This is a genomic window from Sphingomonas montana, assembly GCF_001956315.1.
In the GTDB taxonomy this organism is placed as follows: domain Bacteria; phylum Pseudomonadota; class Alphaproteobacteria; order Sphingomonadales; family Sphingomonadaceae; genus Sphingomonas_R; species Sphingomonas_R montana.
This window is the reverse complement of sequence record NZ_MOLY01000020.1, coordinates 17,118-41,306: the sequence shown is the minus strand read 5'-3', so window position 1 is coordinate 41,306 and position 24,189 is coordinate 17,118. Positions and strand designations below refer to the sequence as shown.

The 24,189-nt window shown below is 60.6% G+C and carries 26 protein-coding genes; 9 read left to right on the top strand and 17 right to left on the bottom strand.

The genetic code is table 11. The features are described 5' to 3' along the window. Positions 1 to 68: 68 nt before the first annotated feature. From BKY59_RS07595 to glf, 3 genes are read right to left on the bottom strand one after another with little or no spacing between them, the layout of a single operon-like run. Positions 69 to 1,796 (bottom strand): family 1 glycosylhydrolase, encoded by a 1,728-nt coding sequence (locus tag BKY59_RS07595; protein WP_129586273.1) that lies wholly within the window; start codon positions 1,794 to 1,796, stop codon positions 69 to 71. Positions 1,797 to 1,819: 23 nt separating this feature from the next. After that, the gene (locus BKY59_RS07590) at positions 1,820 to 2,236 is read right to left on the bottom strand and encodes a hypothetical protein (RefSeq protein WP_129586272.1); all 417 of its coding nucleotides are present in this window, start codon (positions 2,234 to 2,236) and stop codon (positions 1,820 to 1,822) included. A gap of 5 nt (positions 2,237 to 2,241) precedes the next feature. Continuing rightward, the gene (gene glf / locus BKY59_RS07585; protein ID WP_076070286.1) at positions 2,242 to 4,407 is read right to left on the bottom strand and encodes a UDP-galactopyranose mutase; all 2,166 of its coding nucleotides are present in this window, start codon (positions 4,405 to 4,407) and stop codon (positions 2,242 to 2,244) included. A gap of 1,345 nt (positions 4,408 to 5,752) precedes the next feature. On the opposite strand from glf, the gene BKY59_RS07575 reads away from it, so the two are divergent. Together BKY59_RS07575 and BKY59_RS07570 are read left to right on the top strand one after the other, a co-directional pair. Then, complete coding sequence (locus BKY59_RS07575) at positions 5,753 to 6,379, top strand: tyrosine-type recombinase/integrase (RefSeq protein WP_338056522.1); 627 nt, start codon at positions 5,753 to 5,755, stop codon at positions 6,377 to 6,379. A 120-nt stretch (positions 6,380 to 6,499) separates the two neighbouring features. Next, positions 6,500 to 6,799 carry a DUF3768 domain-containing protein gene (locus BKY59_RS07570; RefSeq protein ID WP_240500014.1) on the top strand — a complete coding sequence of 100 codons (300 nt, stop codon included), beginning with the start codon at positions 6,500 to 6,502 and terminating at the stop codon, positions 6,797 to 6,799. A 64-nt stretch (positions 6,800 to 6,863) separates the two neighbouring features. On the opposite strand, the gene BKY59_RS07565 is transcribed toward BKY59_RS07570, so the two are convergent. After that, complete coding sequence (locus BKY59_RS07565) at positions 6,864 to 7,151, bottom strand: helix-turn-helix domain-containing protein (RefSeq protein ID WP_240500013.1); 288 nt, start codon at positions 7,149 to 7,151, stop codon at positions 6,864 to 6,866. Positions 7,152 to 7,197: 46 nt separating this feature from the next. On the opposite strand from BKY59_RS07565, the gene BKY59_RS07560 reads away from it, so the two are divergent. Then, positions 7,198 to 8,175: a DUF2939 domain-containing protein gene (locus BKY59_RS07560; protein ID WP_165374807.1), complete on the top strand. Its 978-nt coding sequence runs from the start codon at positions 7,198 to 7,200 to the stop codon at positions 8,173 to 8,175. 39 nt (positions 8,176 to 8,214) lie between these two features. Beyond that, the gene (locus BKY59_RS07555) at positions 8,215 to 8,862 is read left to right on the top strand and encodes a TolB-like translocation protein (RefSeq protein WP_129586269.1); all 648 of its coding nucleotides are present in this window, start codon (positions 8,215 to 8,217) and stop codon (positions 8,860 to 8,862) included. A 353-nt stretch (positions 8,863 to 9,215) separates the two neighbouring features. Here the strand turns inward: BKY59_RS07555 and BKY59_RS07550 are convergent, their stop codons facing one another. The 4 genes from BKY59_RS07550 to BKY59_RS07535 all read right to left on the bottom strand — a co-directional run bounded on the left by BKY59_RS07550 (position 9,216) and on the right by BKY59_RS07535 (position 12,648). Then, the gene (locus BKY59_RS07550; protein ID WP_076070280.1) at positions 9,216 to 10,922 is read right to left on the bottom strand and encodes an FAD-dependent monooxygenase; all 1,707 of its coding nucleotides are present in this window, start codon (positions 10,920 to 10,922) and stop codon (positions 9,216 to 9,218) included. A 119-nt stretch (positions 10,923 to 11,041) separates the two neighbouring features. Further along, positions 11,042 to 11,671 carry a glutathione S-transferase N-terminal domain-containing protein gene (locus BKY59_RS07545; RefSeq protein ID WP_076070279.1) on the bottom strand — a complete coding sequence of 210 codons (630 nt, stop codon included), beginning with the start codon at positions 11,669 to 11,671 and terminating at the stop codon, positions 11,042 to 11,044. Positions 11,672 to 11,804: 133 nt separating this feature from the next. Then, entirely contained in the window at positions 11,805 to 12,173 is a 369-nt protein-coding gene (locus tag BKY59_RS07540; RefSeq protein ID WP_076070276.1) for an antibiotic biosynthesis monooxygenase family protein, read from the bottom strand. Continuing rightward, entirely contained in the window at positions 12,157 to 12,648 is a 492-nt protein-coding gene (locus tag BKY59_RS07535) for a hypothetical protein (protein ID WP_076070274.1), read from the bottom strand. Before BKY59_RS07535 ends, BKY59_RS07540 begins: the two co-directional genes overlap by 17 nt. Positions 12,649 to 12,751: 103 nt before the next feature. On the opposite strand from BKY59_RS07535, the gene BKY59_RS07530 reads away from it, so the two are divergent. Continuing rightward, positions 12,752 to 13,213, top strand: coding sequence for a MarR family winged helix-turn-helix transcriptional regulator (locus BKY59_RS07530; protein ID WP_129586268.1), 462 nt, complete (start codon positions 12,752 to 12,754; stop codon positions 13,211 to 13,213). A 538-nt stretch (positions 13,214 to 13,751) separates the two neighbouring features. On the opposite strand, the gene BKY59_RS17330 is transcribed toward BKY59_RS07530, so the two are convergent. The 3 genes from BKY59_RS17330 to BKY59_RS07515 form a co-directional block, all read right to left on the bottom strand. Further along, a complete protein-coding gene (locus tag BKY59_RS17330; RefSeq protein WP_129586267.1) occupies positions 13,752 to 14,021 on the bottom strand; it encodes a hypothetical protein in 270 nt (89 codons plus the stop codon). A 50-nt stretch (positions 14,022 to 14,071) separates the two neighbouring features. Beyond that, the gene (locus tag BKY59_RS17325; protein WP_129586266.1) at positions 14,072 to 14,482 is read right to left on the bottom strand and encodes a hypothetical protein; all 411 of its coding nucleotides are present in this window, start codon (positions 14,480 to 14,482) and stop codon (positions 14,072 to 14,074) included. Between the two features lie 101 nt (positions 14,483 to 14,583). Continuing rightward, on the bottom strand, positions 14,584 to 15,306 hold the full coding sequence (locus BKY59_RS07515; RefSeq protein WP_076070269.1) for a Crp/Fnr family transcriptional regulator: 723 nt from the start codon (positions 15,304 to 15,306) through the stop codon (positions 14,584 to 14,586). 182 nt (positions 15,307 to 15,488) lie between these two features. Between BKY59_RS07515 and BKY59_RS07510 the strand changes: the two genes are divergently transcribed. Together BKY59_RS07510 and BKY59_RS07505 are read left to right on the top strand one after the other, a co-directional pair. Further along, positions 15,489 to 15,800: a hypothetical protein gene (locus BKY59_RS07510; RefSeq protein ID WP_129586265.1), complete on the top strand. Its 312-nt coding sequence runs from the start codon at positions 15,489 to 15,491 to the stop codon at positions 15,798 to 15,800. A gap of 288 nt (positions 15,801 to 16,088) precedes the next feature. Then, positions 16,089 to 16,871: a Crp/Fnr family transcriptional regulator gene (locus BKY59_RS07505; protein WP_083671960.1), complete on the top strand. Its 783-nt coding sequence runs from the start codon at positions 16,089 to 16,091 to the stop codon at positions 16,869 to 16,871. A 12-nt stretch (positions 16,872 to 16,883) separates the two neighbouring features. Here BKY59_RS07505 and BKY59_RS18060 read toward each other — a convergent pair whose 3' ends face one another. The 5 genes from BKY59_RS18060 to BKY59_RS07470 form a co-directional block, all read right to left on the bottom strand. Next, the gene (locus BKY59_RS18060; protein ID WP_240500012.1) at positions 16,884 to 17,975 is read right to left on the bottom strand and encodes a GGDEF domain-containing phosphodiesterase; all 1,092 of its coding nucleotides are present in this window, start codon (positions 17,973 to 17,975) and stop codon (positions 16,884 to 16,886) included. Between the two features lie 9 nt (positions 17,976 to 17,984). Next, on the bottom strand, positions 17,985 to 18,557 hold the full coding sequence (locus tag BKY59_RS18055; protein WP_240500018.1) for a diguanylate cyclase domain-containing protein: 573 nt from the start codon (positions 18,555 to 18,557) through the stop codon (positions 17,985 to 17,987). 375 nt (positions 18,558 to 18,932) lie between these two features. Further along, positions 18,933 to 19,958 (bottom strand): sensor domain-containing diguanylate cyclase, encoded by a 1,026-nt coding sequence (locus BKY59_RS07485; protein ID WP_076070258.1) that lies wholly within the window; start codon positions 19,956 to 19,958, stop codon positions 18,933 to 18,935. A 448-nt stretch (positions 19,959 to 20,406) separates the two neighbouring features. Further along, the gene (locus tag BKY59_RS07475) at positions 20,407 to 20,931 is read right to left on the bottom strand and encodes a Ros/MucR family transcriptional regulator (protein WP_076070297.1); all 525 of its coding nucleotides are present in this window, start codon (positions 20,929 to 20,931) and stop codon (positions 20,407 to 20,409) included. 147 nt (positions 20,932 to 21,078) lie between these two features. Next, entirely contained in the window at positions 21,079 to 21,381 is a 303-nt protein-coding gene (locus BKY59_RS07470) for a hypothetical protein (RefSeq protein ID WP_129586264.1), read from the bottom strand. 178 nt (positions 21,382 to 21,559) lie between these two features. Between BKY59_RS07470 and BKY59_RS07465 the strand changes: the two genes are divergently transcribed. After that, positions 21,560 to 22,282: a Crp/Fnr family transcriptional regulator gene (locus BKY59_RS07465; protein WP_076070252.1), complete on the top strand. Its 723-nt coding sequence runs from the start codon at positions 21,560 to 21,562 to the stop codon at positions 22,280 to 22,282. 8 nt (positions 22,283 to 22,290) lie between these two features. Here BKY59_RS07465 and BKY59_RS07460 read toward each other — a convergent pair whose 3' ends face one another. Next, positions 22,291 to 23,439: a sensor histidine kinase gene (locus tag BKY59_RS07460; protein WP_076070250.1), complete on the bottom strand. Its 1,149-nt coding sequence runs from the start codon at positions 23,437 to 23,439 to the stop codon at positions 22,291 to 22,293. A 125-nt stretch (positions 23,440 to 23,564) separates the two neighbouring features. Here BKY59_RS07460 and BKY59_RS07455 point away from each other — a divergent pair, with 125 nt between their 5' ends. After that, positions 23,565 to 23,927: a response regulator gene (locus BKY59_RS07455; protein ID WP_076070248.1), complete on the top strand. Its 363-nt coding sequence runs from the start codon at positions 23,565 to 23,567 to the stop codon at positions 23,925 to 23,927. Positions 23,928 to 24,189 lie beyond the last annotated feature (262 nt).

The window sequence follows — 24,189 nt, the reverse complement described above, 5'->3', positions numbered from 1 at the left end:
ACAATCGATCGCTACGCCCGACTGACTAGCTCCCGCGCAGTCAGCTCTGGAAAGGCGCGTTCCGCCTACTACCGGCGAACGACGGACTGTCTCGGCCCGTCCGGTTCGTCGGCGGCGTTGATCGATCCGCCACCACGTCTCCACGCGCAGGTCCGGTCTGAATCGATCAACATGTCGATCTGCGCGTTGACGAAGTCCGTGTCACAGCGGAGCAACCCGCCATGCGCCGACAGTCTCAGCACCGCCATGCTCTGGGCATCGCCAAGCGTCGAACCGGCATGGCGCACCATGCCGTCTTCGTCACCCGACGCCATGCAGCACGTCCGTCCGGTCAGATCGATCACGCCCCAGATCGTCCCGCCGTCCGAGGGGTGCCCGTCTAGCTCCCCATCCCAGGCGCGGTCCGTCAGCACCACATGCCGCAGACCGCGAAGCACGCAGACGCGGGCGAACGCGTTCGCCACCTCGCCACCGCCAAGGATCGCGAGCATGGGTCCGTCTTCCACCGCCATCGTCGGCACCGTGTCAGGACGTGCGTAGAGCAACCGTTCCGGTCGCCGCCACCAGCCCGGTTCGTCCGCCACGGGATGGCGGAGCGCGCCGTGCGGCAGGCCGCGCCAGAGTTCGGCAAGCGCGGTCGGCTGCGGCGTCCCCGTCGCCAGGTCGAACACGCCCGGCTCATATTTTCCCTCACCGGTCAGCAGGGTATTCCAGCCATGACTGCCGAGCAGCGACCACGCCGTCACCGCCCGGACATCGACCCCCTCCGCCCGCAGCGCCACCGCCATGTCCCAGCCCTCGGCCGCCCAGCGCAGCTGTTCGTCGCGCGTGCTGCCGTTGTGAACCTCCGTCACCGCGATCGGCACACCGTAACGCTGCCAGCTGTCGCGCAGCGCGCCCGCCAGACCGGGCGGCTGCGCCCGAACCGCGCGGACGGCCTCCGTATCGGCATAGGCGACCGTGCCGTTCCCGCCATGCAGCCGCGCGGGATATCGGTCGAGCCGGTGATCGAGAAACCGGTCGCTCGTCAGATAATGGTTCACGCCGATGACATCCGGCGGACAGGGATCATACGCGATCCGGCGCAGACGATCGCCCAGCCCCATCCGCGCCAGCGCGCCGTGCAGGGGATGGTCGGGGGTCACCCGGCCGAACAACAGGTCCCAGCTCGCCCATCGCCGCACATTGTCGAACGCCGCCTGTTGCTCCAGCGGCGCGGTCGCGCTCGTATGGCCGATATCCTCGGTCTGGATCAGCCGTGCGGCCGGGTTGATCCGCCGGATCGCGCGCATCGCCGCCCGCGTCCCGTCGATCTGGTTCAGAAGCGCGCACCAGAATGCCCGCGCGTCCTGCGCATGCGGATACCAATGGCCGTACAGCGCGGCGAACCGTGCGGTGGTCAGCGGCTCGTTGACCGGGGTCCACGCCGCGACCCAGGGATAGCGCGCAGCGACCAGCCCGGCATAATGCCCGAGCCCGGTCGCGAAGCCGTCGTCGAGCAGGCTGGTATGGCGCGGCCCGCTGCCATGGTGGACCAGCCCGGCGATCGGCCGGATGCCGAGTGCGCGCATGCGGTGCAGCCGCGCATCGGGCCAGCGCCAGTCCGGTGCCGCGGCCGGATCCGGCATCGTCCGTTCCCACAATATCGGGTAGCGCAGCGCCTTCACGCCCAGGTCCGCGAACAGGTCGAGGTCGCTCAGCCGCTCCTCATGCCCGCTCAGCTTCGTCTGATCGCGATAGTGGTCGCCGGTCCGGTTCACGGTGCATTCCACACCGCCCCATAGCTCCAGCGGCATGCCGCCGGTTGTCGCGTCGCCGCTCACCGCCCCGGCCGAACCGTATCGACCGGCACGCCGTCCGTCTCCGCGAACAGTTGCGCAAGCGCATCGACGACCTGGAACCCGGCATAGGGTGCCACCAGCGCGCACCGTCCGGCACCGGACGACACCGCCGTGCCCCCGGCCGGATGCACCGTCAGCACGACCACCGCCCGCGCGGCCAGAATGTCGGACAACTCTTCCGCCTCATACCCTGTCACGGTTCGACTCACGATGACCCCGACTGGCGGATCTCCCGCCTCCAGCAACTGCACGCCGTCCGCCGCGGTCTGCGCGACGCCGCGGATCTTCGCGCCCGATCCGCGCAGCACCTTGTCCAGATAGGCCGCCTGAAACGCGTCCTCATGCACGATCAGCACGGTCCGCCCGGCCAGCACGTTCGTGCCCGGCATATCCACCGGCGCTACTCCGCCGCCACCGACAACGCGGTGTCCGGGGTGCGCAACTTTAGCCGGCGGTACGTCGCCAGCGCCTGCCCGACCACCTGGTCCATGTTGTAATAGCGATAGGTTGCGAGCCGCCCGACGAAGATCACCTGCTGCTCTGCCACCGCCAGCGCCTCGTACCGCTTGAACAGCGCCTGGTTTTCCGGTCGCGGGATCGGATAATAGGGATCGCCCGTCACAGCAGGATATTCGAAAGTGACGCTGGTCACATCCGCCGTCTGACCCGTCAGATGCTTGTATTCGGTCACGCGGGTATAGGGCACCGCCTCGTCGGGATAGTTCACGACCGCGACCGCCTGATGCTGCGCCACCGGCAAGGTCCGATGCTCGAACCGTAGTGACCGGTACGGCAGCGGGCCGTAGCAATGATCGAAATATTCGTCGATCGGGCCGGTGAACACCAGCAGGTCACTGGTCACCGCGTCCTTCACGTCCGCATATTCGGTACCCAGCCGCAGTTCGATATTGGGGTGATCCAGCATCGCGGCGAACATCGCGGTGTACCCGTTCGCCGGCATCGCCTGATGCGCATCGGTGAAATAGCGGTCGTCCGTATTGGTCCGCGTCGGCACGCGCGCGGTCACCGCCTTGTCGAGTTCGGACGGGTCGAGCCCCCACTGCTTGCGCGTATAACCGCGGAAGAACAGCCGGTAGAGTTCCTGCCCCACCGACGATATCACGACATCCTCCGACGTCCGGATCTCGGCCACCGGCTCCGCCCGCGCCGACAGGAACACGGCTGCGGCGTCCTCCGTCTCCAGCCCCGCACCGAACAGTGCGTTCAGCGTCGTCCGGTTGATCGGCACCGGCACCTGCTGCCCACGTACCTCGGCCAGGACGCGGTGCTCATAAGGCCGCCATTCGGTGAAGCGCGACAGATACTGGAACACGTCCGTCGAATTGGTGTGAAAGATATGCGGCCCATATTGATGGATCAGGATCCCGGCCGCATCCTCGACGTCATAGGCGTTCCCGGCAATGTGCGGGCGCCGGTCGATGACCAGCACGCGCATGCCGGCATCGGCCGCCAGCCGCTCCGCCATCACCGACCCGGCAAACCCGGCCCCGACCACGATGCAGTCATAATGATCGCGCGCCGCCGGCTCGGACGCCCCCACCGCTTCGATCGCCGCACGCATCGCTGCCGCCGTCGCATCCCACGATGTCGCGCCCAGCACCGCATCGGCCTCGTCCCGCCACGCCAGGCTGTCCCCGCGCGCCAGTGCCAGCGCCGCATCGCAGGCCGCGATGAACTGCGTGCCCGCAGCGGCGATCTCCACGCCGGCCAGCATGCCATAGCCGCTCACTACATCGACGACCGGGGTCGACACGACCGGACGCCCGGCCGCCAGATATTCCGGTGTCTTGGTCGGGCTGATGAACCGCGTCGCCGCGTTGATCGCGAACGGCATCAGCGCGACGTCCCAGCCCGCGACGATCGCCGGCAACTGATCATAGGATCGAGACCCGGTGTAGACGAGATTGGGACGCTGCGGCAGATCCGCGACGTCGATCTTCACGACCGGCCCGACGATCTCGATCGTCCAGTCCGGACGCGCATTCGCCAGATCGCGCAAAAGGTCGAGGTCCATCCGCTCGTCGATCACGCCGTAGAAGCCGAGCCGCGGCGGGCCCGCCCGGTCCGGCGTCGCGTCACGCGCCCGCGCGAAATGCGCGATCTCGACGCTCGACGGGAACGCCCGCACATTGGCGTGCCGCGTCCGTTTCGCCTCGTAAAGACTGTGCCCGCCCGTGAAGACCAAGTCTGCGGACTGCAGCAGCGCCTCTTCCAGAACCAGCAGTTCCGGTGGAGCAAAGCGGAACGCCGACAATTCGTCCATGCAGTCGTAAACCGTACATCGCGTCGCCACCGTGTTCGAGAACGCGAACATCATCGGCGTATAATACCACCGCACCGCGACCGGCTGTTCGCCGGCCAGGAACGCGCTCAGCAGCGTGGCCAGGGCCGCCTTCGTCTGCTCCTCGTCATAACCCGCGGGCAGCTGCGGCGTGACGATCCGCACTCCCATTTCGTCGCGAGCCGACAGGACAGGCACCATCGTCGCGCCTACCTGCGGCTCTTCCCAGAACACGACCGACCAGAATTTTGTGAAACGTATCATCAGATGTTGAGGCCGCTGGAACACGAAATCCCAGCGAAGGTGCGAGAAGCATAAAAACAAGTCAGGGCACGCCGAAGTGGACGATGAATGAAGCGATGCCACGGTATTCATTTTGCTCTCCAGTGAATTATGGCATCCATCTACGATAATAAGACTTTTATAAATTGATCTATGTTTGTACTAACATACGCCGATCCCAGCGACGTGGAACGTAGTATAAAAGTTAATCTATGTTACAATTATTAGTTAAAAAAATTTAGTTGACTTTACGCGAGTTCAGGTGTGTCCTAACTGCATGCAATTAGTTAGCGCAAAGTGCCTGCGTTCAAGCCACAGCGGGTATCGCCGACCGACGCCAGCGAATACGGGAATTGAGCGAAAGGTTGCGGCTTCACGCGAGAACCGGAGTCATTTACATAACAGCCGGCGCTAGACTGCTCGGTGAAGCGGGTGTCGCGCTGCAAGACTTAGATGCATTTAACCGGCCGTCGCTCCGCCGGCGCCTCGATCCGGTCCTGTTCGAACAGGATGATATCGCGCCGCTCGATCCCGGCGTTCGCGTCGTCGACGCGCGAAAGCTCCCCCTGCGCCTGGGCTGCAAGTTCATAGCGGTGATGTGATCGGCGCGGACGATCGCCAGCTGCGCCGCGGCATCCCGCGCTAGTTTAGGCAGCTCTGCCAACCGTATTTGCTCATCAGGCGGAAAAAGTTGGAGCGCTACTATCGGATCGATCGGGTCGGTTGCCTAGCTGACTGTCACGAGTTCACGCTCAACCGCAGTGCGGTCGCGGGCGAGTTTGACCCGCTCCTTTACGCCTGCGACAACGCGGGTCTTCAACTTCCGAACGGCATCGAAATACACAGCCGCCCGCTTGCGCCACACTGTAAAGGAGATCGTTTGTCCCGGTGCAATCTACGCTTCCCCAAGAGCGGCCGCGAGCTTGGTATCAATCCTGTCCAGCTCGGCGCGCCCTGCTCGGGATCTCTCGCAGCCTTGGCAATACCTGCTGCCTGCTGGCTCTCGGGACAGAACGACCGCAGCCGCTCCATCTGCTCGTCCGCGAGCCAAAACAAGTCACTCATCAAAGTCTTCCTGGCGTAGCCCGAATTAGGTAGCGACGCTCACATCGACGGGTGCTGACCCTAACTACCGCACCGCTGTCGCTGAACGAACGGCAGGAAAAGCCCTGTCGGCTTTCCAAAGCAGACAGTCCGTTCTCCACCAGAACGAGACGTTCCCAGCTGCTCGCATCAAGCGAAATGCCTGGAAATTCGAAGGCGGGCGGAGCCAAAACAGCCGTACCGCCAGCGCGCATCGTTGACTTTAAACCGTAACTGTATTAGTATGATAATACGGCACAGCGTGCCGTTTACAACATTAGGAGAAGCAACGATGCCGCACCCCGCTCGGGTTTTGGGGGTCGCGGACGTGCGTCGTTTGATACGTCGCGTCCGTACCCACCGTCACGCCACGCGCGACCACGCCATGATCATGTTGAGTTTCCGGGCAGGCTTACGAGCCTGTGAGATTGCCGGCCTGACCTGGGCCATGGTCCTGCGCCCGAATGGCACAATCGCTCCCCTACTCTTCATCGCCGGTAGCATCGCAAAAAACGGTAATGCCAGGCAGCTTCCAACCCACGCGGACCTGAAAGCAGCGCTGGCGACGTTGCACAAGGAAAGCGGGCAGCCTCGAGCCGGCCCCGTGATCCAGTCTGAACGTGGCAGTCACATGACTCCGCGCAGTATCGTGAACTGGTTTGCCGCGGTCTACGCCGCACTTAGCCTCGACGGATGCTCATCTCATTCAGGGCGGCGGACCTTCATCACGCAATCTGCTAGATTGATCGCCCGCACCGGGGGCTCGCTCCGCGACGTGCAGCTCTTGGCCGGGCACCGATCGCTCACGACGACCGAGCGCTACATCGACGGCGACAGTGCCGCCCAACGCAGGCTCATCCGGCTCCTCTGAGCCGACACATTACCTTTCCCCCTCATATGACCAGGAGATCCGACCATGAATGGCGGTGACGCAAACACGCATGCCCAAAACGTGTGCGACGGCATGTTTCGAAAGGAACGCATCCGGCGGATGAACGATGAACTGCGCCGTTACGGCCGGCACGGCGTTATCTCGATCACCAGGGGCATCAGCGCGCTGGGCAGCCTGCAGGTGATCGAGGTGTTGCAGGCCGTCCGCGACTTCGACCAATTCAGCGACGGCAACGATCCCTACCGCGAACATGATTTCGGGACGTTCCGACTGCTGGGCGATCGGATGATGTGGAAAATCGACTATTACGATCGCGAACGTCGCTACGGCTCACCCGACCCTGCCGATCCGGCGGTGACCTGCCGGGTGCTCACCATCATGCTGGCAGAAGAATATTAAGTTACGGGCCAGCTCCTCCCGCAGCAACGAGCAGCGCCATGGCAGCAAAACTAAGCCTCAAAATCTAAAGCCCAGATCGCGCGATCAAGTCGGCAACGCTCAGTTGCAAAGCGGATGCGATCTTAACGACGTTCAACAGAGTTACGTTGCGTTCGCCCCGTTCGATCTTGCCCATGTGAGACCGGTCTATCCCGGCTGCATCGGCCAATGCCTCCTGTGAGAAGCCGGCGACCTTACGCAAGGCTCGTATAGCAGCTCCTAGCTGCACCAGCGCTACTGCGCCCTCGCCTTGTCCCGATACCCGCGCCACCTGCAGAAACCTGCGTGGATGGCGTCGAAACGGCCACGGCATTTACGACCCACAAATGCTGTGCCACACCACCATAAAAGGAACTTCTATGTCGCGTGCTTCGAGACTGAAACTGATGACGCTTTCAACCGCCATTGCCTGCCTCGGCTGTGGAATTGTCTGGTACTACGTGTCGCCGGGCTGGACGGTGAACCGCATGAAGGAGGCAGCTGCTGCCAACGACCCCGACGGTGTCAGCGCGTTTGTCGACTACCCCATGGTCCGCGAGAACCTGAAGGCGGACTATAAGGCGGTGGCCGTGAAAGACCTCGTGACCGGCAATGCGCCGGCTGTCGAAATGATGGGCACAGCCATCGGCTTGCAGATGATCGATAACGTCGTTGACGGTTTGATCTCGAAGGAAGGCGTCCGCCAGATGTTCGATGTGGGTCTCGCGGCCAAGACCAGCCGGATGCCGTTTGGCCTGAGCGTTGTACGTGCTGAGCTTGTTCGCGATAGCTTCGACCAGTTCCGACTGCGGAATGCGAATGGCGGCGCCCTTGTGTTCGAACGGCGCGGTTTGAGCTGGAGGCTCATCGCGTTTCGTGGACCCGTAGGTCAGAACAAGAAAATGCTTGATACGCGAGCGGGAGACGCGACGCGAGGGGCAGAAGAAAACGACGAAGCTAAACCGGCCAACGCTGGTCAAGATAATACCACTTTCGTGGACGAAGCGGGTACTGCGATCGACGATAGAGCTGGGACGAAACCCGTCATGACGGCAGCTTGGTTGGTTGGAAAATGGGCAGCGTTGCCACCGGAACGGCGCGGCAAGCCCAACGATTGGTGCGAAACAGAGGGGGTGACATTCGAGGCGGGCGGCCGCTTCTCGGAAATGGAATTGCGTGGACGCTACCGGACGGACGGCCGCTCGATTACATATTATGACCTCGTCATTACAAACTTTGATAATGACGATGAAGATCTATCACGGTTCGACCAGCCGGTAACGAACGCTGTGAAGGTTATCGACGCCAACACCATTAATGAAGACGGTGCTGTATTGAGCCGTTGCAAGGGGGACTGATAAGTGCTGCATCGTCCTACAAGCAAGTGGGCAGCCGTAATGCTGCCCTTGATCATTCACACGGCCGCACTTGCGGTACCCGCAGGGGTCCGCTTATCAGGCGGCAACATTCAGTACCGCGACCCCAACGGTAATGTGCGCCAGCTTACCCAGGGCGGCAATTTCACCGACCCTGTTCTATCGTCGGATGGACATACCATCGCCTTCATCCATCTCGATGGCCGGCCGGCGGAAGAGGGTGAAGCCGGCTTCACATCGCTTTGGATTGCGGATGCCGTGAACGGCACGCAGCGCCGGCTTCTGGCCAGCCATCCCAACGATGAACCTTCACGAAACCTGGCGTCGTTCGGATCCCCCAGATTCTCGCTCGATGGCGGCTTCATCTACATCGACGCTGACGCTTGGACGACGTCTTCGGCCGTCCATCAAATCTCGGTAACGACGGGCAAAGAACGGTTTGTTGTCGCCGGCAACATCACCGCCATCATGCGCACGGGCCCGTACCGTGGCTATCTGCTGGTGAGTCAACACAAGTACCGGCAGGCACCAGAATTTGGTTCGTACGAAGCCATTTCGCTCATCAAACCCGATGGCACGCCAATCCTCGTCGTCCCGGGTAGTGACGGCGACGATAGTGCGGCGGCACAGGTGGCTTGGCTCAACTCGAACGGCTGGCGTGCCTGGTAGACTATATGCACGCCGCCAAACGCAGGCGCATCTGCGGCTACTCGTGACATTTTTGTAGAAATGTCATGAGTCGCCACAACTTGCGTTTTTCGTGCGGAAGTTTGCGGCATCAGCGACCTGTCGCGAATCTGCATCAAAAGTTCAATCAATTGCAGCCAAGTTTTGCGACACAGCAATTCAAGGGGGACAGCTGTTTTCCGCAAGTGTCGCAGAACTTCGTATTTTAGCGACAGGGTCGCTTTCCCGGCTTCGCCGTTGCTACTCGACCGTTATGAGAAAGGGCAATTGAGACCAGGAGTGCGTGATAGCAGCCTGAGTTGTCGGTGTGGCATTTTGCCCTCAGGCATTGCCGCTTATCCCCCCACCTCTACCGGTGCCGCGCCGAAGACCCGGTCGCAGTAGGTGTGCAGGAGGTCAGGCTGGTCAGCGGGACCGCGGAACGCGATGTGGCCATCTGGCCGGACGAGGATCAGCGCGGGCGTCTCACCAACACCGAAGGCGGAGTGCGCGACGCCATCCAGGTCGGACAGAACGAGCGTGCTTTCAGGCGGCAGGCTCTTCGACCCCAGCACCAGTCGCGGCCTGATCCAGTCCCATTCCCGCACTTCCGCAATCGCGGTCTGTAGGTGGGACATGCAGTCGGTTCGCCGGCCGTCGAAGACAAGCAGTGACCAGCCCCAACTGCGCCCGTCGGGATTATAGATGTGTGCGAACAGGGTGGTGTCGGAACCGTCAGGGGCGATCACCTCCACATCGGGCGCACGGTCGCCTGGGTGCGGCACGTGGCGCTTCAGCAACTCGCGCAGGCCGCCGAGATGGTCGTCGTTCAGGGGGCTTTTGGGATAACCCACCGACAGTTGCTGGAGATCGTCGGTGCCCTGGATCAGCGAACCGATGTTGGGGAGGAGCTTGGCACCGACGTTCATCGCCGCGTCCTTGATCGGTCCACGGTAAACGACATTGTCGAACCCTTGCGCCTGTTGCTTGTCGAGCCGCTGATGCTCGCCGCCCCGCTCGATATCGTAGGAATCGAGCAGCACCGGCTGCGCCTTGCCGGCCAGCACCATGGCGAGCCGCCAGGCGACACCGATCGCATCGTGGAAGCCGGCGTTCATGCCCTGCCCGCCGATCGGCAGCGTCCGGTGTCCGGATTCACCGACGAGCAGCACACGGCCCTGTTGGTAATGCTCGGCCGCACCATGCTGGAACCAGCTGTTACTGAGCCAGATCGGATCGGTCAGCGTCAGCGTATCGTCCTCGGTCACCTCACGAGCGATCGCCTGCATCTCTTCCAGCGTCGGCTCGCGGTCCGGGATGCCGTGGCTGTCGGCGAGGAAGTAGAGCCGGTGGTAACCGCCCCACACCGGCATGACGCCGGCAAAGCCGTTCTTGTAATAGAAGAACCAGAGCTGGTCGGGCTCGGTCGAGCGGCGCCAGCTGAGCTTCGCATCGACCTGGCGGTTCATGCGGTTCGGCAGCTTGGTCGGCTCGAAGTCCAGTCCTAGCTGCTTGCGGACGAAGCCCGGTCCGCCGTCCGCGCCGATCAGGTAGCGGCAGCGTAGCTGCTCGGTCGGACCTGTGGTCTCGTGCTCATCTTCGTCGGATACCGTGGCGACGGTCGCGGTCACGCCGTCTGCGTCCTGTTCGAACCCGACGACCTTGCGCCCCCGCTCTACGGTGCCGCCCTTGGCTTCGACCTGCTCGCTCAGCACCGTCTCGATGACGTCCTGACCGCTGTAGAGGACGTCAGCATAGGGACTTGCGACGGCATCGAGTTCAACGGGATCGACGATCTGGCCGTTCAGCAGCGTGTTCGCCTTGGTGATGCGGTACGACTTCTTGGCCAGAGCGTCGCGGATGCGGATGCTGGCCAGCAATTCCTGCGGCCGCGCCCAGAGATTGTTGGCGCGTGACCAACTCTTGGGTTCCTTGCGCTGCTCGAACAGCCGGAAATCTACGCCGTGGTGGCCGAGCGCGCAGGCGGTGGCCAGCCCGATCGGACCGGCACCGATGATGATAACGTCCGTATCGAACGCGGCGGACTTGGGGTCTTGCGTCATGGTCGATCCTCTCGGATGGGAACGGCATCCGTGCCGTGGTGTGGAGCGCGATCATGGTGTTCGTCCGGATCAGCGTCGCGAACGCTTCGACCCGGTGCGGTCCGCCTTTATCGAGCGGATCAGTTCGTCTGCGTTGCCGCTTCCGCCAGAAGCGCGTCGTCCGTGGCGACGGACCGGGCATACGCTTCGCGCACGGTCAGCGGCTTTACATAGGACAGAAACGCTTCGCGGGGCGGCAGGGTCTGCAGGCCAAGACCCCAGCCGATGTGCGATCCGACATACACGTCGGCCGCAGTGAACCGGTCGCCTGCGATGAACTGACGGCCCGTAACAGCGCGTTCAAGCTGATCTACCGTTCGTTCGTAGCTGCCATAGCCGAAGAAGAACTCTTGGCTTGGTGCGGGCACGAAGCCGGCCCGGTGGTTCGTGACCGCCTGTTCGACCGGCCCCGCTGCAAAGAACATCCAGCGTAGATAGTTGGCGCGCTCTGCAGCGGTCGGTGCCAGCCCCGCGCCCGGGAACGCTTCAGCCAGATAGGCGACGATAGCTGCGGCCTCTGTCACGACATGCCCGTCATGGACGATTGCCGGCACTTTGCTGATCGGGTTCACATCGGTGAAAAAGCGGGCGCGCTGGTCAGAGGCGTCGTTCGGGCGGTCGAGTGCCGCCCCGCCCCACGCATCGGCTGCGCTGGACGGCTGATAGTCGAGCACCACGGTCTCGTAGTCGCAGCCGATTTCCTCAAGCATCCAGCGAAAATCCGGCCGCGCGAGTTGGGGTTTGTGTAGAATGTCAGGCTCATCAGATCGGTCCTTTGAAACCGCGGCTGTCCCGGGGTGGATCGGGCGTCTTGCGCGACGGTGCGACGTCGGGTGTGCGGAGTCAGGCGACGCAGATGCCGGGCACTTCGACCTTGCGAAACAGGTGCGGGCTGATTGTCGTGCCGTCCGGATAAGCCCCGAGTTGCGCCTTGAATTCGGGATTGCTGAAGGCAGCGCGGAAGTGGGCGGCGGACTGCCACACGGCATAATTCAGGAAGGTGCTGCTTCCGGCGATGCCCCTGTGAAGCTGTGTCGAGATCAGGCCCGGCTGTCGCTTCATCAGGGCAGCGTCGTTCGTCCACACTTCCAGCAGCTTATCGGCCCCCTCGGGAGGGACGACGAACGTGTTGATCAGGATCACGGGACCGCCCTCGTCCTCCAGTTGGGAAGCGAGCGACACGGCCGGGTTCATTTCAGCAAATGTTGGCATATTTAATTCCTGTGCTGGCTAGGGGATGAGCATTGGCCGCGCGGCGGAGGCGGCCGGTCATTTTGAAGCCGTCGCGCATGTTCAGGCCAAGCAACGTGATGTTGACGGCACCGGCGAGGAGTTCGAGCGACTGCACCGCGTAGAAGGCCGCATCGAACACACCGGCTCGCGCCTTGAAGGCGAGAAACAGCGCCGAGGGGACGAGTACCAGGATACCGTTGGCCGCACTGATGGCAGTGCGCCTGATCTTCGTAGAGATGAGCTTGGGCCGCCGTCCGTTGGACAGCTTGAAGCCCGTTCCGCCAGTTGCCGCGAGCGCGGGGATCAGCAGTAAAAAACCCCACGGGATCGTGGTTTTGACCACAGCGACCGTTGCCGCCGAGCCGAACAGTTCACCGAAGGCGGTCGCAAGCCAGAAGGTGACGACGGTCAGCAGCGCCACCGCACCAGCGACCGGATGAACGATTTTCAGCATGGCTACCTCGCTTCAACATGGTGCTATAACGTCAACTTAAATGACGCATTAGAAGCTTTGACACTATGTTGTCAATTAACATGTATGGTGCTAAGTGGAAAATATGAAGCTAACGATGACCGGAACAGCCTTGAGTGAGACGATTTTTGACCTGCTGAGGCTCAACAGCCGCCTGCTCACAGCTGGTGACAGGCTTGTCGCGAGCGTAGGGCTGACGAGTGCCCGGTGGCAGGTTCTCGGCACGATGATCGCCGCAGAGCGTCCGCAGCCGGTTGCATGGATCGCCCGCGACATGAGCGGGAACCGGCAGAATGTTCAGCGCATCGTGAACGATCTGGAAAGGGATGGACTGGTCGAGTTTCGGCCGAATCCCCATCACCGGCGGGCGCAGCTCGTTGTTCTGACTGAGGAAGGAAAGAAGGCTTACGACCAGGCCATGCAACTACAGGCGCCCTGGGTGAACAGCCTGTCTGAGGGCCTCCCGCCCGAGGATGTCGCGGCGACCCGCAGGATCGCCGCGACCTTGCGGCTTAGGCTGGAAGAAGGCGATGTGGTTGACGCATAGGCATCGTTGCTCCGATGCCTTCCCGCTCAACGATCCATGCGCGGACTGTCACAACGGTCGTGAGCGAGCCGCAAACCAGCCGGTGAAAGCTGAGATTGCGACAGCCGGCACAGCCAGAACCCATGCTATTGCCAGGCCGAATGCCCAGAGCGAGCTAGATCCAGTGTTGAGCCATATGACAGGAAGCTGGGCAAACGTCAGGATGGCTCCTGCCATCCACCCCCTTCTCTTGAACGCCGCCCCTGTTAGCGCAGCAAGGCCCAACGAGGCGGGGTACCAGAGACGCCAGTAGGCGTCGGCATCCCAAGGTTCCGTCACGCCTGCTACCCAGCAGACGGAATGCCAGTACAGCATACTGCATACCAGTAAGACGGGGATCTTCATCAGTCCGGTGCTCATCAGCTATTGTTACATGCGACGTGCCTGGATCCTATTTCCGCCAAGCAGTTGGCCAGGGTCGAAACAGACCATCGCGGCTTACCGACCGGCTGTTCCTGAAACGCCATGACGATCAGGAAAGGTGTGGAGCGAAGAGCGATCATGATGCGAGCATGTCCCGCGTCGCAAAAAGCAGGACATGCGCAACATCGGGCCGTTTGGCATGGCTACAGCGGCTATCGCCCATTTGCGGATATTCAGGTGAGCTGCCCCGACTGCGTTCTCGCTCGACGATCGAGACGGGATACGTGAAGGCGTGTGCCTTTCTGTTTCCTATCCGTTCGAGCCAACAATCGTTCTTTTCGTCGCCTTGGAGCCCGTCTAAAAACAAGCAAAGCTCGCTGCCCTTCGTCAGGCCAGCGAGCTTCATATTAACCTGCGATCACCACCGTGCTCCGCTTCGAGCGGTAACCGACCGTCTTAGCGGCGGTACTGCCGGCCATAGCGCTGACGGTCATTGCGCTGGCGACGAATCTTAGAGCCAGCACGATCCTGTCGGTTGTCCAGACGAGCACGTTCACGGTTCGTCAGCCGACCCCCGCTCGAACGCATCCGGTCTTCGGCACGAGCAATCTTATTTTGGTTGCGCTGTAGACGGTCCGCCTCGCGTCCAGTGATCTGGCCTGTACGGACACCCCGGTCTATACGCTGCTGCTGATTGTCCTGGCGGCGGTTGACTTGAGCATCGGCTGGTGCTGCTGCTGCGACGGTGGTGAAACCCAGCGCCGCCAAGATAAGAAGCTTTTTCACTTTATCGTCCCCAAGCTTACGAATTTGAATCGATGACCGAATCATCGGCTTGTGGAGCTGACAAAACGCTGAATGGCGCATTCATTTAGTATTCAAGTTAGCTTGACCCCCAAATCAAATCAGTCTGGTTAATTAATGAAAGCCGGCATTGGTATACCAGGGCGAGAACTTTCGAAGTGGTCTCAGTCAACCGAACGCAGTCGACGATGTAGGTAGTTCTCGTCGAACCCAGCTATCTGGATGAGCTTGGCAAGGTCACAAATCGTGACGCTGCCGCGCCCCAGCGTCATCGCTCCTTCCAGCCGCAATTCCTTTAGAACACGATTAATATGCACGGCGGTCATGCCCAGGGCATCGGCCAGCACAAGTTGGGACAACGGTAGCGCAAACTCGTCATCATGGGTCAGCCCGATGCCACGCGCCCTGAGGTAGAGTTCGCAAACAAGATGTGCCACGCGCTCGATCGAATTTCGCCGCCCCATGCTGACGATCCAAGCGCGCATGATGCCTTCGTCGACAAGCTGCGCAGAATACATCGCAGCGGCGATGTTCGGATGCCTGTTCATCATCGCCTGCATCTCGTCACGCGAAATCGTCGCCACCGTCGCGTGCGTAAGCGTCTGGATACCGTGATCCATCTCGGCCAACAGCTTGATATGCAGGTCACAAGCGTCACCCGGCATCAGGAACGCCATGATCTGGCGAGCGCCGTTGGGCAGGATCTTGTATCGACAGACCCAGCCTTCGAGAACGACAAACATCGGTCCGGGTTCATCCCCCTCGCGGATCAGATCCTTGCGAGGGGCAAAGCGCCGGGGGCGGCTGGTCGCATGCTCGATCGCGGACACGTCGTTCGGGCCAAGTACGGCAAGACCGCTGAGCTTCTTCACGAACCGGTTCAGCATGGCCGGCCTGACACCACAATTGGTCTTCCCAAGAGGTTAACCGATCTTGTTATCTGATGTTGAACTGGGTGGGTGGGGAACGGTAAAAAGGCCGCTGTCTGATTTTGCCTGGCGAGGACCCGTGCAACCCACAGCCAGCCAGCAACGTAAATGCTGAAGCTTGATGAAAGGGTCGTGCATTGATGACGAATGCCAATGACGGCGAAAACAGCTCGACGACACCTTTCCCAGTTCAGGCGTGTGATCGGGCTGCTTTGATACTGGCGGAGAGCTTGCTGCGCGGGCTGCTGGAACGATCCGTTCTCACGCTCGGCGAGGCCATCGAGATCGTCGACACCGCAATCGAGATTCATGCCGAAGTTGTCGAGGAAGCGGACCGTAGGGATGAGACGGTGCAGGACAGCCATACCATGCTGACCGCTATCGGAGCATCGCTCAGAGTCGACCTCGCCAAAGTCGACCGGGACAGCACCTCCGGACCACCTGACCGTTAATCGAATGAGATCGATGTGAGGTTGGTAACCCCTCACGTCGAGTCCGCCACGGCGATTACCTTATTCGTTTCACACGTGATGCCTATGTTGAATGCTAACCGTTGTTAAGCCCCGTGCCGGGCTACTGTCTGGTATCGCACACTCCAAACATCGCTTTTGCATGGAACCGTCCCCTACCATACTGAAACAGCGAGCCTGTGGTTGCGTAAAACCTCCTTTGCTGACCTTGGCGGCCGATCATACGAGGCTGTTGCCAGGTTGGTTTTCGGTCCACCTCCGTGGAAGATAATGAGCATGCAACGACCTGATGACGTCTACACTTCCAACCTGCTGCTAAGCGCGATGGCGGCCAATGACCTGGCCCTTCTCAAGCCATGGCTGAGGCGTGTCGATATAATGCCCGAACAGGTGTTGGGCGGCGCCAACGAACTGATTGAACGGGTGTATTTCCTCGAGGACGGCATTGCCTCGATCGTTTCAATACGACCGGACAGTGGCAAGACTGAAGTTGGCATTTTCGGTCGCGAGGGCATGTCCGGCACGTCGCTCGTCATGGGGGTAGATTGCTCTCCACACGAAACCTTCATGCAGGTGGACGGCACGACCGCGCTTCGCATTGATGCAGAGCGGGTGATCGACGCGATGGATCAAAGCCGGTCGTTGACCAAGCTGCTGCTTGCCTATGTCCATGTCCTGATGACTCAGACTGCGGCATGCGCGGTCGGCAACGCGCATCATCACCTCGAGGCGCGGCTCGCCCGCTGGCTGCTGATGTGTCACGACCGCGTTGACGGCGACGAAATTCTTCTGACCCATGATTTCATGGCGATGATGATCGCGTCACAACGAAGTGGCGTGACCATCACGCTCCACGTGCTTGAGGGAATGGGTGCAATTCGGTCAAAGCGCGGCCGGGTGATCATCGTCGATCGTGACAAGCTGGAGGACCTTGCCGGGGACGCCTACGGTGAACCGGAGGGTGAATATCGCCGACTGATCGGCCCATTTGGTCGCAAAGGTGTCGTCATCCCATTCGACGCGCAAGAGCGAAGTGAACGTGAGGACGATTAGTCGAAAAGCCGACTACGCCTTGAGAAGGTTCGGAACGAAAGGGATTACGACACTGGCGGCGTCAGACGTGTCTGATAAGACAGGTCCGTTCGGGCGCTGCCCCCGCTCAATGAGTAACCCGGTCGTAGCATGTCGATCGACAGCGCGGGAGAACAGGTAGCCCTGGCCAAGAACACAGCCTGCGCGTTGCAACAGCGCGGCTTGATCCTCTGTCTCGATCCCTTCTGCGATAACGCGGATGCCGAGCTTCCTTGCTATTCGAAGGAGGCCCTCGACGATGATCATGGTGGCATTGTCGGGCGCCAGACGGTCGACGAAGCTCTTGTCGATCTTGATGATGTCCACAGGTACGGTGAGCAGATGGTTAAGCGAGGCATAGCCCGTCCCAAAATCGTCGAGTGCTACCCGGAACCCCTTCTCACTGGGGGACTCGAGCGCCCCCTCAACTGACAGGTCGCCGTCTCCCATGTAAACGGACTCCGTCACCTCGACGATGACGTGCTTCAAAGGAACACTCTCGCGTTCGAACGCCGCAGTGAGCATGGCACCCAACTTGCCACCGTGCATGTCGGCTGACGAGACGTTCACACCGACGTGCTGAAAAGGAATGCCCATGTCGAGCCAGGCGCGGAGATCGGCTGCAACAAGCGTCACCATCCGCTCCGTCAGTGCCTTCGCGATATGAACGTCCTTTGTCGCTTCATGAAAGGCATCAGCGGACACAACCTGACCGCCCAGGTGCATTCGGCATAGAGCCTCCAGGCCAACAATTTCGCAGGTGTCTAGCCGCACGACAGGTTGGTAAAAGGCATCGATCCTGTTTTGGCGAAACGCTGCATCGACCTCACGGATGTTGCCAAGGCGACGGGTAATGTTGGTTCCTAGGCCCGGCCAATACCGGACAAACCCGCCGCGTCCGGTTTCCTTGGCATGGTATAGCGCAAAATCCGCATTTCGACAGAGCCGCTCGGCATTACGGTCGCCTGCGGAGGGAATGGCGCCACCGACGGTCGCGCGCGGAACAATGATCTGATCTCTGCACTCTGCGGGCTCGGCTAACGCCGTCAATATCGTTTCAGCTGCTCGTTCAACATCGAGGGTCACGTCCTGCGCTCAAAGAAGCACACCAAACTCGTCGCCGCCGATCCGAAATGTAGAATCCGGGGCAGTAGCAGCAGCGATCCTGGCGCCGGCCGTCCGTACCAGGCTGTCGCCCGCCTGATGCCCGAACGTGTCATTCACCGTTTTGAGGTTGTCGAGATCGGTCGTGAGCATTGCCCATTGTTCAGGTAGATCACAATCAAGCTCTGCGAGTGCGGCGTCGAACGCTGCCCTGTTGCCGAGTCCGGTAAGAGCATTGGTGGAGGCGCGTCGCTCACGCTCCATGACGCGCTCGTGCCGCTCAAGTGCAATCACGCAAAGATGCACGCATTTTCGAACGATCTCTCGCTCAAGCTCGGTTGGGCCTCTACATTCCCGATAATAGAAGGCGAAGGTGCCGATCGCCTCACCAGCGGCATTCAAAATCGGCACGGACCAACACGCTCGCAGCCCAAAAGGAAGAGCCAGTTCCCTGTAAGCCGCCCATCGGACATCGTTCTGGATGTCGGTGAGCGTCACCTCCTCCCGAAGGTAAGCAGCTGTCCCGCAAGATCCGGCGTTGGGGCCAACTGCGAGACCATCCAGCGCTGCTCCGGCAGGCTGGGTCCTGCCAGAGGATGGATCAAGCCTACTGTATCGATTGCCAGAACCGAACAGATCACGCCAGGAGCGAGCTTCTCCGCCGCCTCACACATCCGAGCGGTCGTGTTCGCAAGCGTGTCGCCTGTCGCAATCATCTCGGGAATCGTGTTCTGGAGTTCTAACACGGTTACGGACCTTACGTCGGCACAAGGCATTGGGCTGGACTACCCAATACCTCATATAGATATTCGTAATTAATAGTTAATAATGAGTAATTGGTGCCCCCGCCGGGCTACCATGGTTGTAAACTGTCGAATCAACGGCTTGGATGCCGTTGACGTGTCGGGATGCCACTGCCGTAAGAAGCGTTGACCGCTCTCAAGATCCTGGGCGACAAATCGTTGCATGTTGGTAACTCAGAGCCGGTAGCGCTAGGCGAGTACGGTTGCGACCATCTGATTTCGCTCCGTAAAGCATTGCATCAGCGCTCTCGAGCCAGGCCGTCAGGGAGCCGATGCCAGGCGATAGTTCAGCGACGCCAAAGCTTGCAGTGACCCGAAGCTCGTTTTGGTCTGGCAGCTGCATCGGGTGCGCGGCGATCGCCTCGCGCAGTCGCTCCGCGACCACGACGGCGTCGGGACCCGTCGTCTCCGGCAGGAGCAATGCGAACTCCTCGCCACCCAGGCGCCCGAACATATCGCTCGACCGCAACATCATCTCCGCGATCTCCGCAATCTGGCGCAGCACGTGATCCCCGATCGCATGGCCGTGCGTGTCGTTGACCGATTTGAAATGATCGACGTCCAGCATGACGAGCGAACTTGGCCGATCGTAGCGGCGGCATCGCGCGATCTCGCGCTCTGCCTGTGCGATGAACCCGCGCCGCGTCAGCGCGCCGGTCAGAAAGTCGCTCTCCGCGATCTGCCGCAGCTCAAGCTCGTCGCAGACGATATTCGCGAAATTGCTCAGGATCGCGATGTCGTTTGAGCTGAAGTGCCGGGGCTGGTTGTCCATCGCGCACAACGCCCCGACCTTGTATCCCTCGGGCGTCCGGAGTGGAATGCCGGCATAGCTGCGGATATGCGGGGGACCGACGACCAATGGGCTGTCGGCGAACCGCGGATCGTTCAGCGCGTTATGGACAATCAGCGGCTCGAACTGCTGAATCGTATGAGTGCAGAACGAGATGGAGCGCGGTGTCTCCGTCATGCCCATGCCACGCTGCGCCTTGAACCACTGGCGATCGCGATCGACTAGCGTCACCGTGGCCATCGGCACTCCCAGCACGGCTCGCACCAGCGTCACGATCTTCTCGAACGGCTCTTCGATCACGGTGTCGAGTACGTCCAGCCTGCGGAGCGCGGCGATCCGGGCGTTTTCGTCCTGGAGCTTGGTGTCATCCACGTTAAGCGCCCCCCATCATGGCATGAATCGCTGCCGTAAGGTCCTCGGCGTAGCTATCGACCAGAGTGCGTACACTGGCGTCGACCATGTCCTCGTCGAGTCCTGCCGCGCGAAAGTTGGCGACGAGCTCCAGCAAGTGAGCTTGGTGGCGGAGTACGCTGTCCCACAGTTGCGGCGGAATCTCGAGGAGCTCGGCTGACGTCGGCGTTGGCTGAAGTTGATCGATACGCACTGGATCACCGTCTTCGTTACAATCCCCTCATCCTATGTAGCATGGGTTAACAGGCTGAGAACGGCGCACTCCGTATTGGCCGTCATGGAGTATGTGGACACGGACCCGACGGAAGACTGCAGCACAGCCGCCGTACCAGAACCCGCATCCGGCCCCACGGGATGTTCACGGGGCCGGATCGAGAGGTTCAACCAGCACTCAGAACGAGGTCTGATCTCAGGCTTTGCCACGGTCGTTATCAGTTTCGGCCGCTGCTTCGACGGTTTTCGCCCCTTTCGAGCGATCCACCGCCGACTTGCGGGGCTTCGAAGCTTTCTTTTCGACCACGGGCTTCAGAACAGCCTCGACCTTTTTGCGGCCCAGACCGAACGAATGCGCCAGTTCACGACGTCGCTCACTGTAAGCCGTCGACGTCATTGGGTAGTCCGTAGGCAGATTGTATCGCTCACGATATTCTGCTGGCGTCAGGCCGTTCTGCGCAAGATGCCGCTTCAGCATCGTGTAGGGCTTGCCGTCGATCATCGACAAGATGTGCTTCGGATTGGACAGCGATTTCCGAACGGTGGTGGCAGGCTCATACGTTTCTGGTTCGATCGGTGCGGGAGCACCAAGTGTCGTAAGCGCTTCGTAAACTGACCTGATGAGGTTGCCTACATCGCCCGTCGCAACGGTATTGTTTCCAACATGCGCGGATACGATGTCGGCGGTGATCGCCATCAAATCGGTGTCGGGGTTTGTCATATATAAATCCTGATACATTAGGAGACGCGGCTTTCAAGAAGAATGTGCCAAAGCACAATCTACTAAACGTTCAGAGGGCTCGTCGAATTATCGGTTACTGTGAGCCGGAAATCAGTCGCAATGAACGCACGTTGCAGTTCCAACACGCTACACCAATCGGGGCTCTACCGGCGGCCCATAACCGTCGATCCTGATTGATGCCAGGATTGCCAATAGCAACGTATAGGACCGCCACATCGGCGCTCCGGCACCGTCCGCTTCTTCCGCCTGGGCAAGCTGCACATCGACCGCTCTCTCGACGATCTCGACCGCCTGGAGGTTGCTCAACGTTGAGTTTTCACAAAGTCCGTGGATCAAGCTCTCGACCAGCAGCAGGGCCGCCTGCCCGTGATGGTCGGACGACGGGGATGCTGATCCCCGCATCGTGGAATCGTTGTCATTGGTAAGCATTAAAACGCCTCTCGATACAAGCGAGAGCAATTTCGCTCTCAGGCGCAGGCACCTTGTGAGGTCTGCCGGCGATGGGAGTTCAGTACGCTAATCACCGTGGACAACAACAACCCACAACAGGAACGGACAATAACATCAAGCAATGTTGGGATTATGCCAAAGGGGTGTAGAACCGCTCATGGCCAATCGCTTCGTCGAGAAATTAAGCGGGTTGGCCGAACTGACGGCCGCGGATAAGGCGGCGCTTGAAAAGGCCACCGCCCGCCCCCGGCGCTATGTCGCCCGGCAGGATTTGATCCGCGAGGGTGACGAGCCCGGACCGATGTTCGTGGTGCTCGAAGGCTGGGTCTGTCGGTATAAGATCTTGCCCAGCGGCACGCGCCAGATCATGGCCTTCCTGATGCCGGGCGATGCCTGCGACCTGCACATCAAGCTGCTGGCCGAGATGGATCACAGCATTCAGGCGCTCACGACAGCGATGATTGCTACGGTCTCCCGGGACGAGATGCAGGCGCTGATGAGTGGGCACCCGAACGTTGCGAGCGCGATGTACTCGGCACAGCTCGTCGACGAAGGCATCATGCGGGCATGGATCGTCAGCATGGGGCGGCGCAGTTCACCCGAACGAGTAGCGCATCTGATGTGCGAGCTTTATCTCCGAGCGCGCAACATCGGGCTGACCGGGAATGGCGAGTTTGCATTGCCACTGTCGCAACTGGTCCTCGCAGATGCATTGGGCATGACTGCGGTTCACATCAACCGCGTGTTGAAAGAGCTACGTCTGACAGGGGCGATGGCTCTCAAACGGGGCAGCGTCACCATTCTGGATCCGGTGAAGCTGGTGCAAATTGCGGGCTTTGACGAGAACTACCTGCATCGTCGAATGCGTCACGCGTCCTAGAAGGCCCATCACTCCAGGCGCCAAAACTCCAGATTGAGCATGGTACCACGCTCCGCTGTCCAATCGGGCTTCGCCCTGATCTGACGTGCCAGCCCTTCGATCAGGGCCATGCCTGTTCCTGACCCAGGACGGACGCCCGGCGTTTTCGGCGGCAACCCTTTTCCGTTGTCACAAATCCTGACCTGCAACCGGCCTTCGCTCTCCCGAGCCTCCACGACGATCAATGCCTCATCCGACTGACCTTCGCCCTTGAAGGCGTACTTCAAGCTGTTGGTTGTGAACTCGTTGAGAATGAGCCCCAGCGGAATGGCTATGTCGCTGCTGACCTCGACATCGTCGATCTGCACGTCCAGCCGGACGCCAACCTCTTCGTGAAGCGCGATCAAACCTTCGAGGAGTTGGGTGACGTAGGGCCGCAGCTCCAACCGGTCAGCGTTCCTTGCCGTATAGACGTGCTCGTGAACGAGGCTCAGTGCTTCAATCCGTTCCCCGATAACACCCAGTTCGTAGCGAACCTCATCTGACGAGGCCCGGTGCATCCTCAACCGGACAAGGGCGGTGATCGTCCCGATGTTGTTTTTGATGCGGTGCTGCAGCTCACGGAGCAGTGTCGCATTCTGATCGGTCGCCTGCTTAAGGGCGTGAACCTTGTGAAGCCGATCGATCACCGGGCCGAGAATGGCGGCGTAGGTTCGCAGGAACTCGGTATCGTGCTCGTCGGGGTTCCACGGCTTGCGACTGTCCACCTGCAATAGACCATAGGGTTTGTCGCCAAGCAGGAAGATGGGCACGTTGACGACCCCAATGACGCCGGCGTCCTTCATGAAGTCGGGAAACTCGAACCGGGTCTCCAGGCTCATGTCTGGCGTGATAACCGGGATGCCTTCCTTGATCGCAAAGGTTTCCGATGAATGCTCGCCCATCGGTAGATGGACCTTGCCGACGACACCCGCTTGCCAGCCGACGCCCGCCCGAACGAGCAGTGTCTGACTGTCCGTCTCGATCTCCAGGACCTTTGCTAGGTCGGTCCCGAGCGCGTCGCCGATCAGGCGGCACGCCTCGGTTAGCACTGCGTCCAGATCCTCGCTCTGCTGAGCGAACTCCCCGAAATCAGCGAGAATGCGTTGTCGCCGCTGCATTCGCTCAAAATCGGCCATGATATCTGTCCCACTGTTTCAGCTGCGCGTGGCCACTGTAAAGGCAACACGGAAACTTGCCGGGCACCATGGGTTGTAAGAGGTTGGATCAGTGGCTTGGCTGCCGATGACAGGTCGGAGTGCCAATGTCGAACGAAGCGTTAAGCGGTCTCAGGATCCTGGTGGTCGAAGATGATTTTCTTCTGGGGTTGGATCTGGCCACGATGCTCGAGCACGCCGGCGCTGAGGTCGTCGGGCCGGTGATCAGCGTGCAAGAGGCGCTTGATGCGCTCGATCCGCTGCCGGACATCGCAACTCTTGATGTACAACTCGGCGAGGAGACATCGTTCCCGATCGCTGACACGCTTGCGCAGCGCGGGATACCGTTCGTGTTTGCGACGGGCGCAGCCACCCTGATCCCGGCCATGCATCGGTCGCGGCCGCTTTGTCAAAAGCCAGTCTCGAACAACGCTATCGTGAAGGCGCTAATCGAAGCATTAGCGACTTAGCCGAGGCGTTCTAACCGTCGAACAGGCATCTGTTTGTAGAATATCGCAGTGAACCGTTTGTCGCGAAACTTAGCATTTCAGCGACATGGGCAGGCAAGACTTCGAAAGCAGCCTGTCTGATAACTCTCAAATATGGTCTAGGGTCAGGCGCCATTGAACTAGGTCTACACTTGGATACGCGTGTTGAATCTGCGCTTGCCGTTATTTGTACATCGTCACGTTGAAAACTTGCGCAAAATGCAGCGGAGCGGAGAAACGGTAA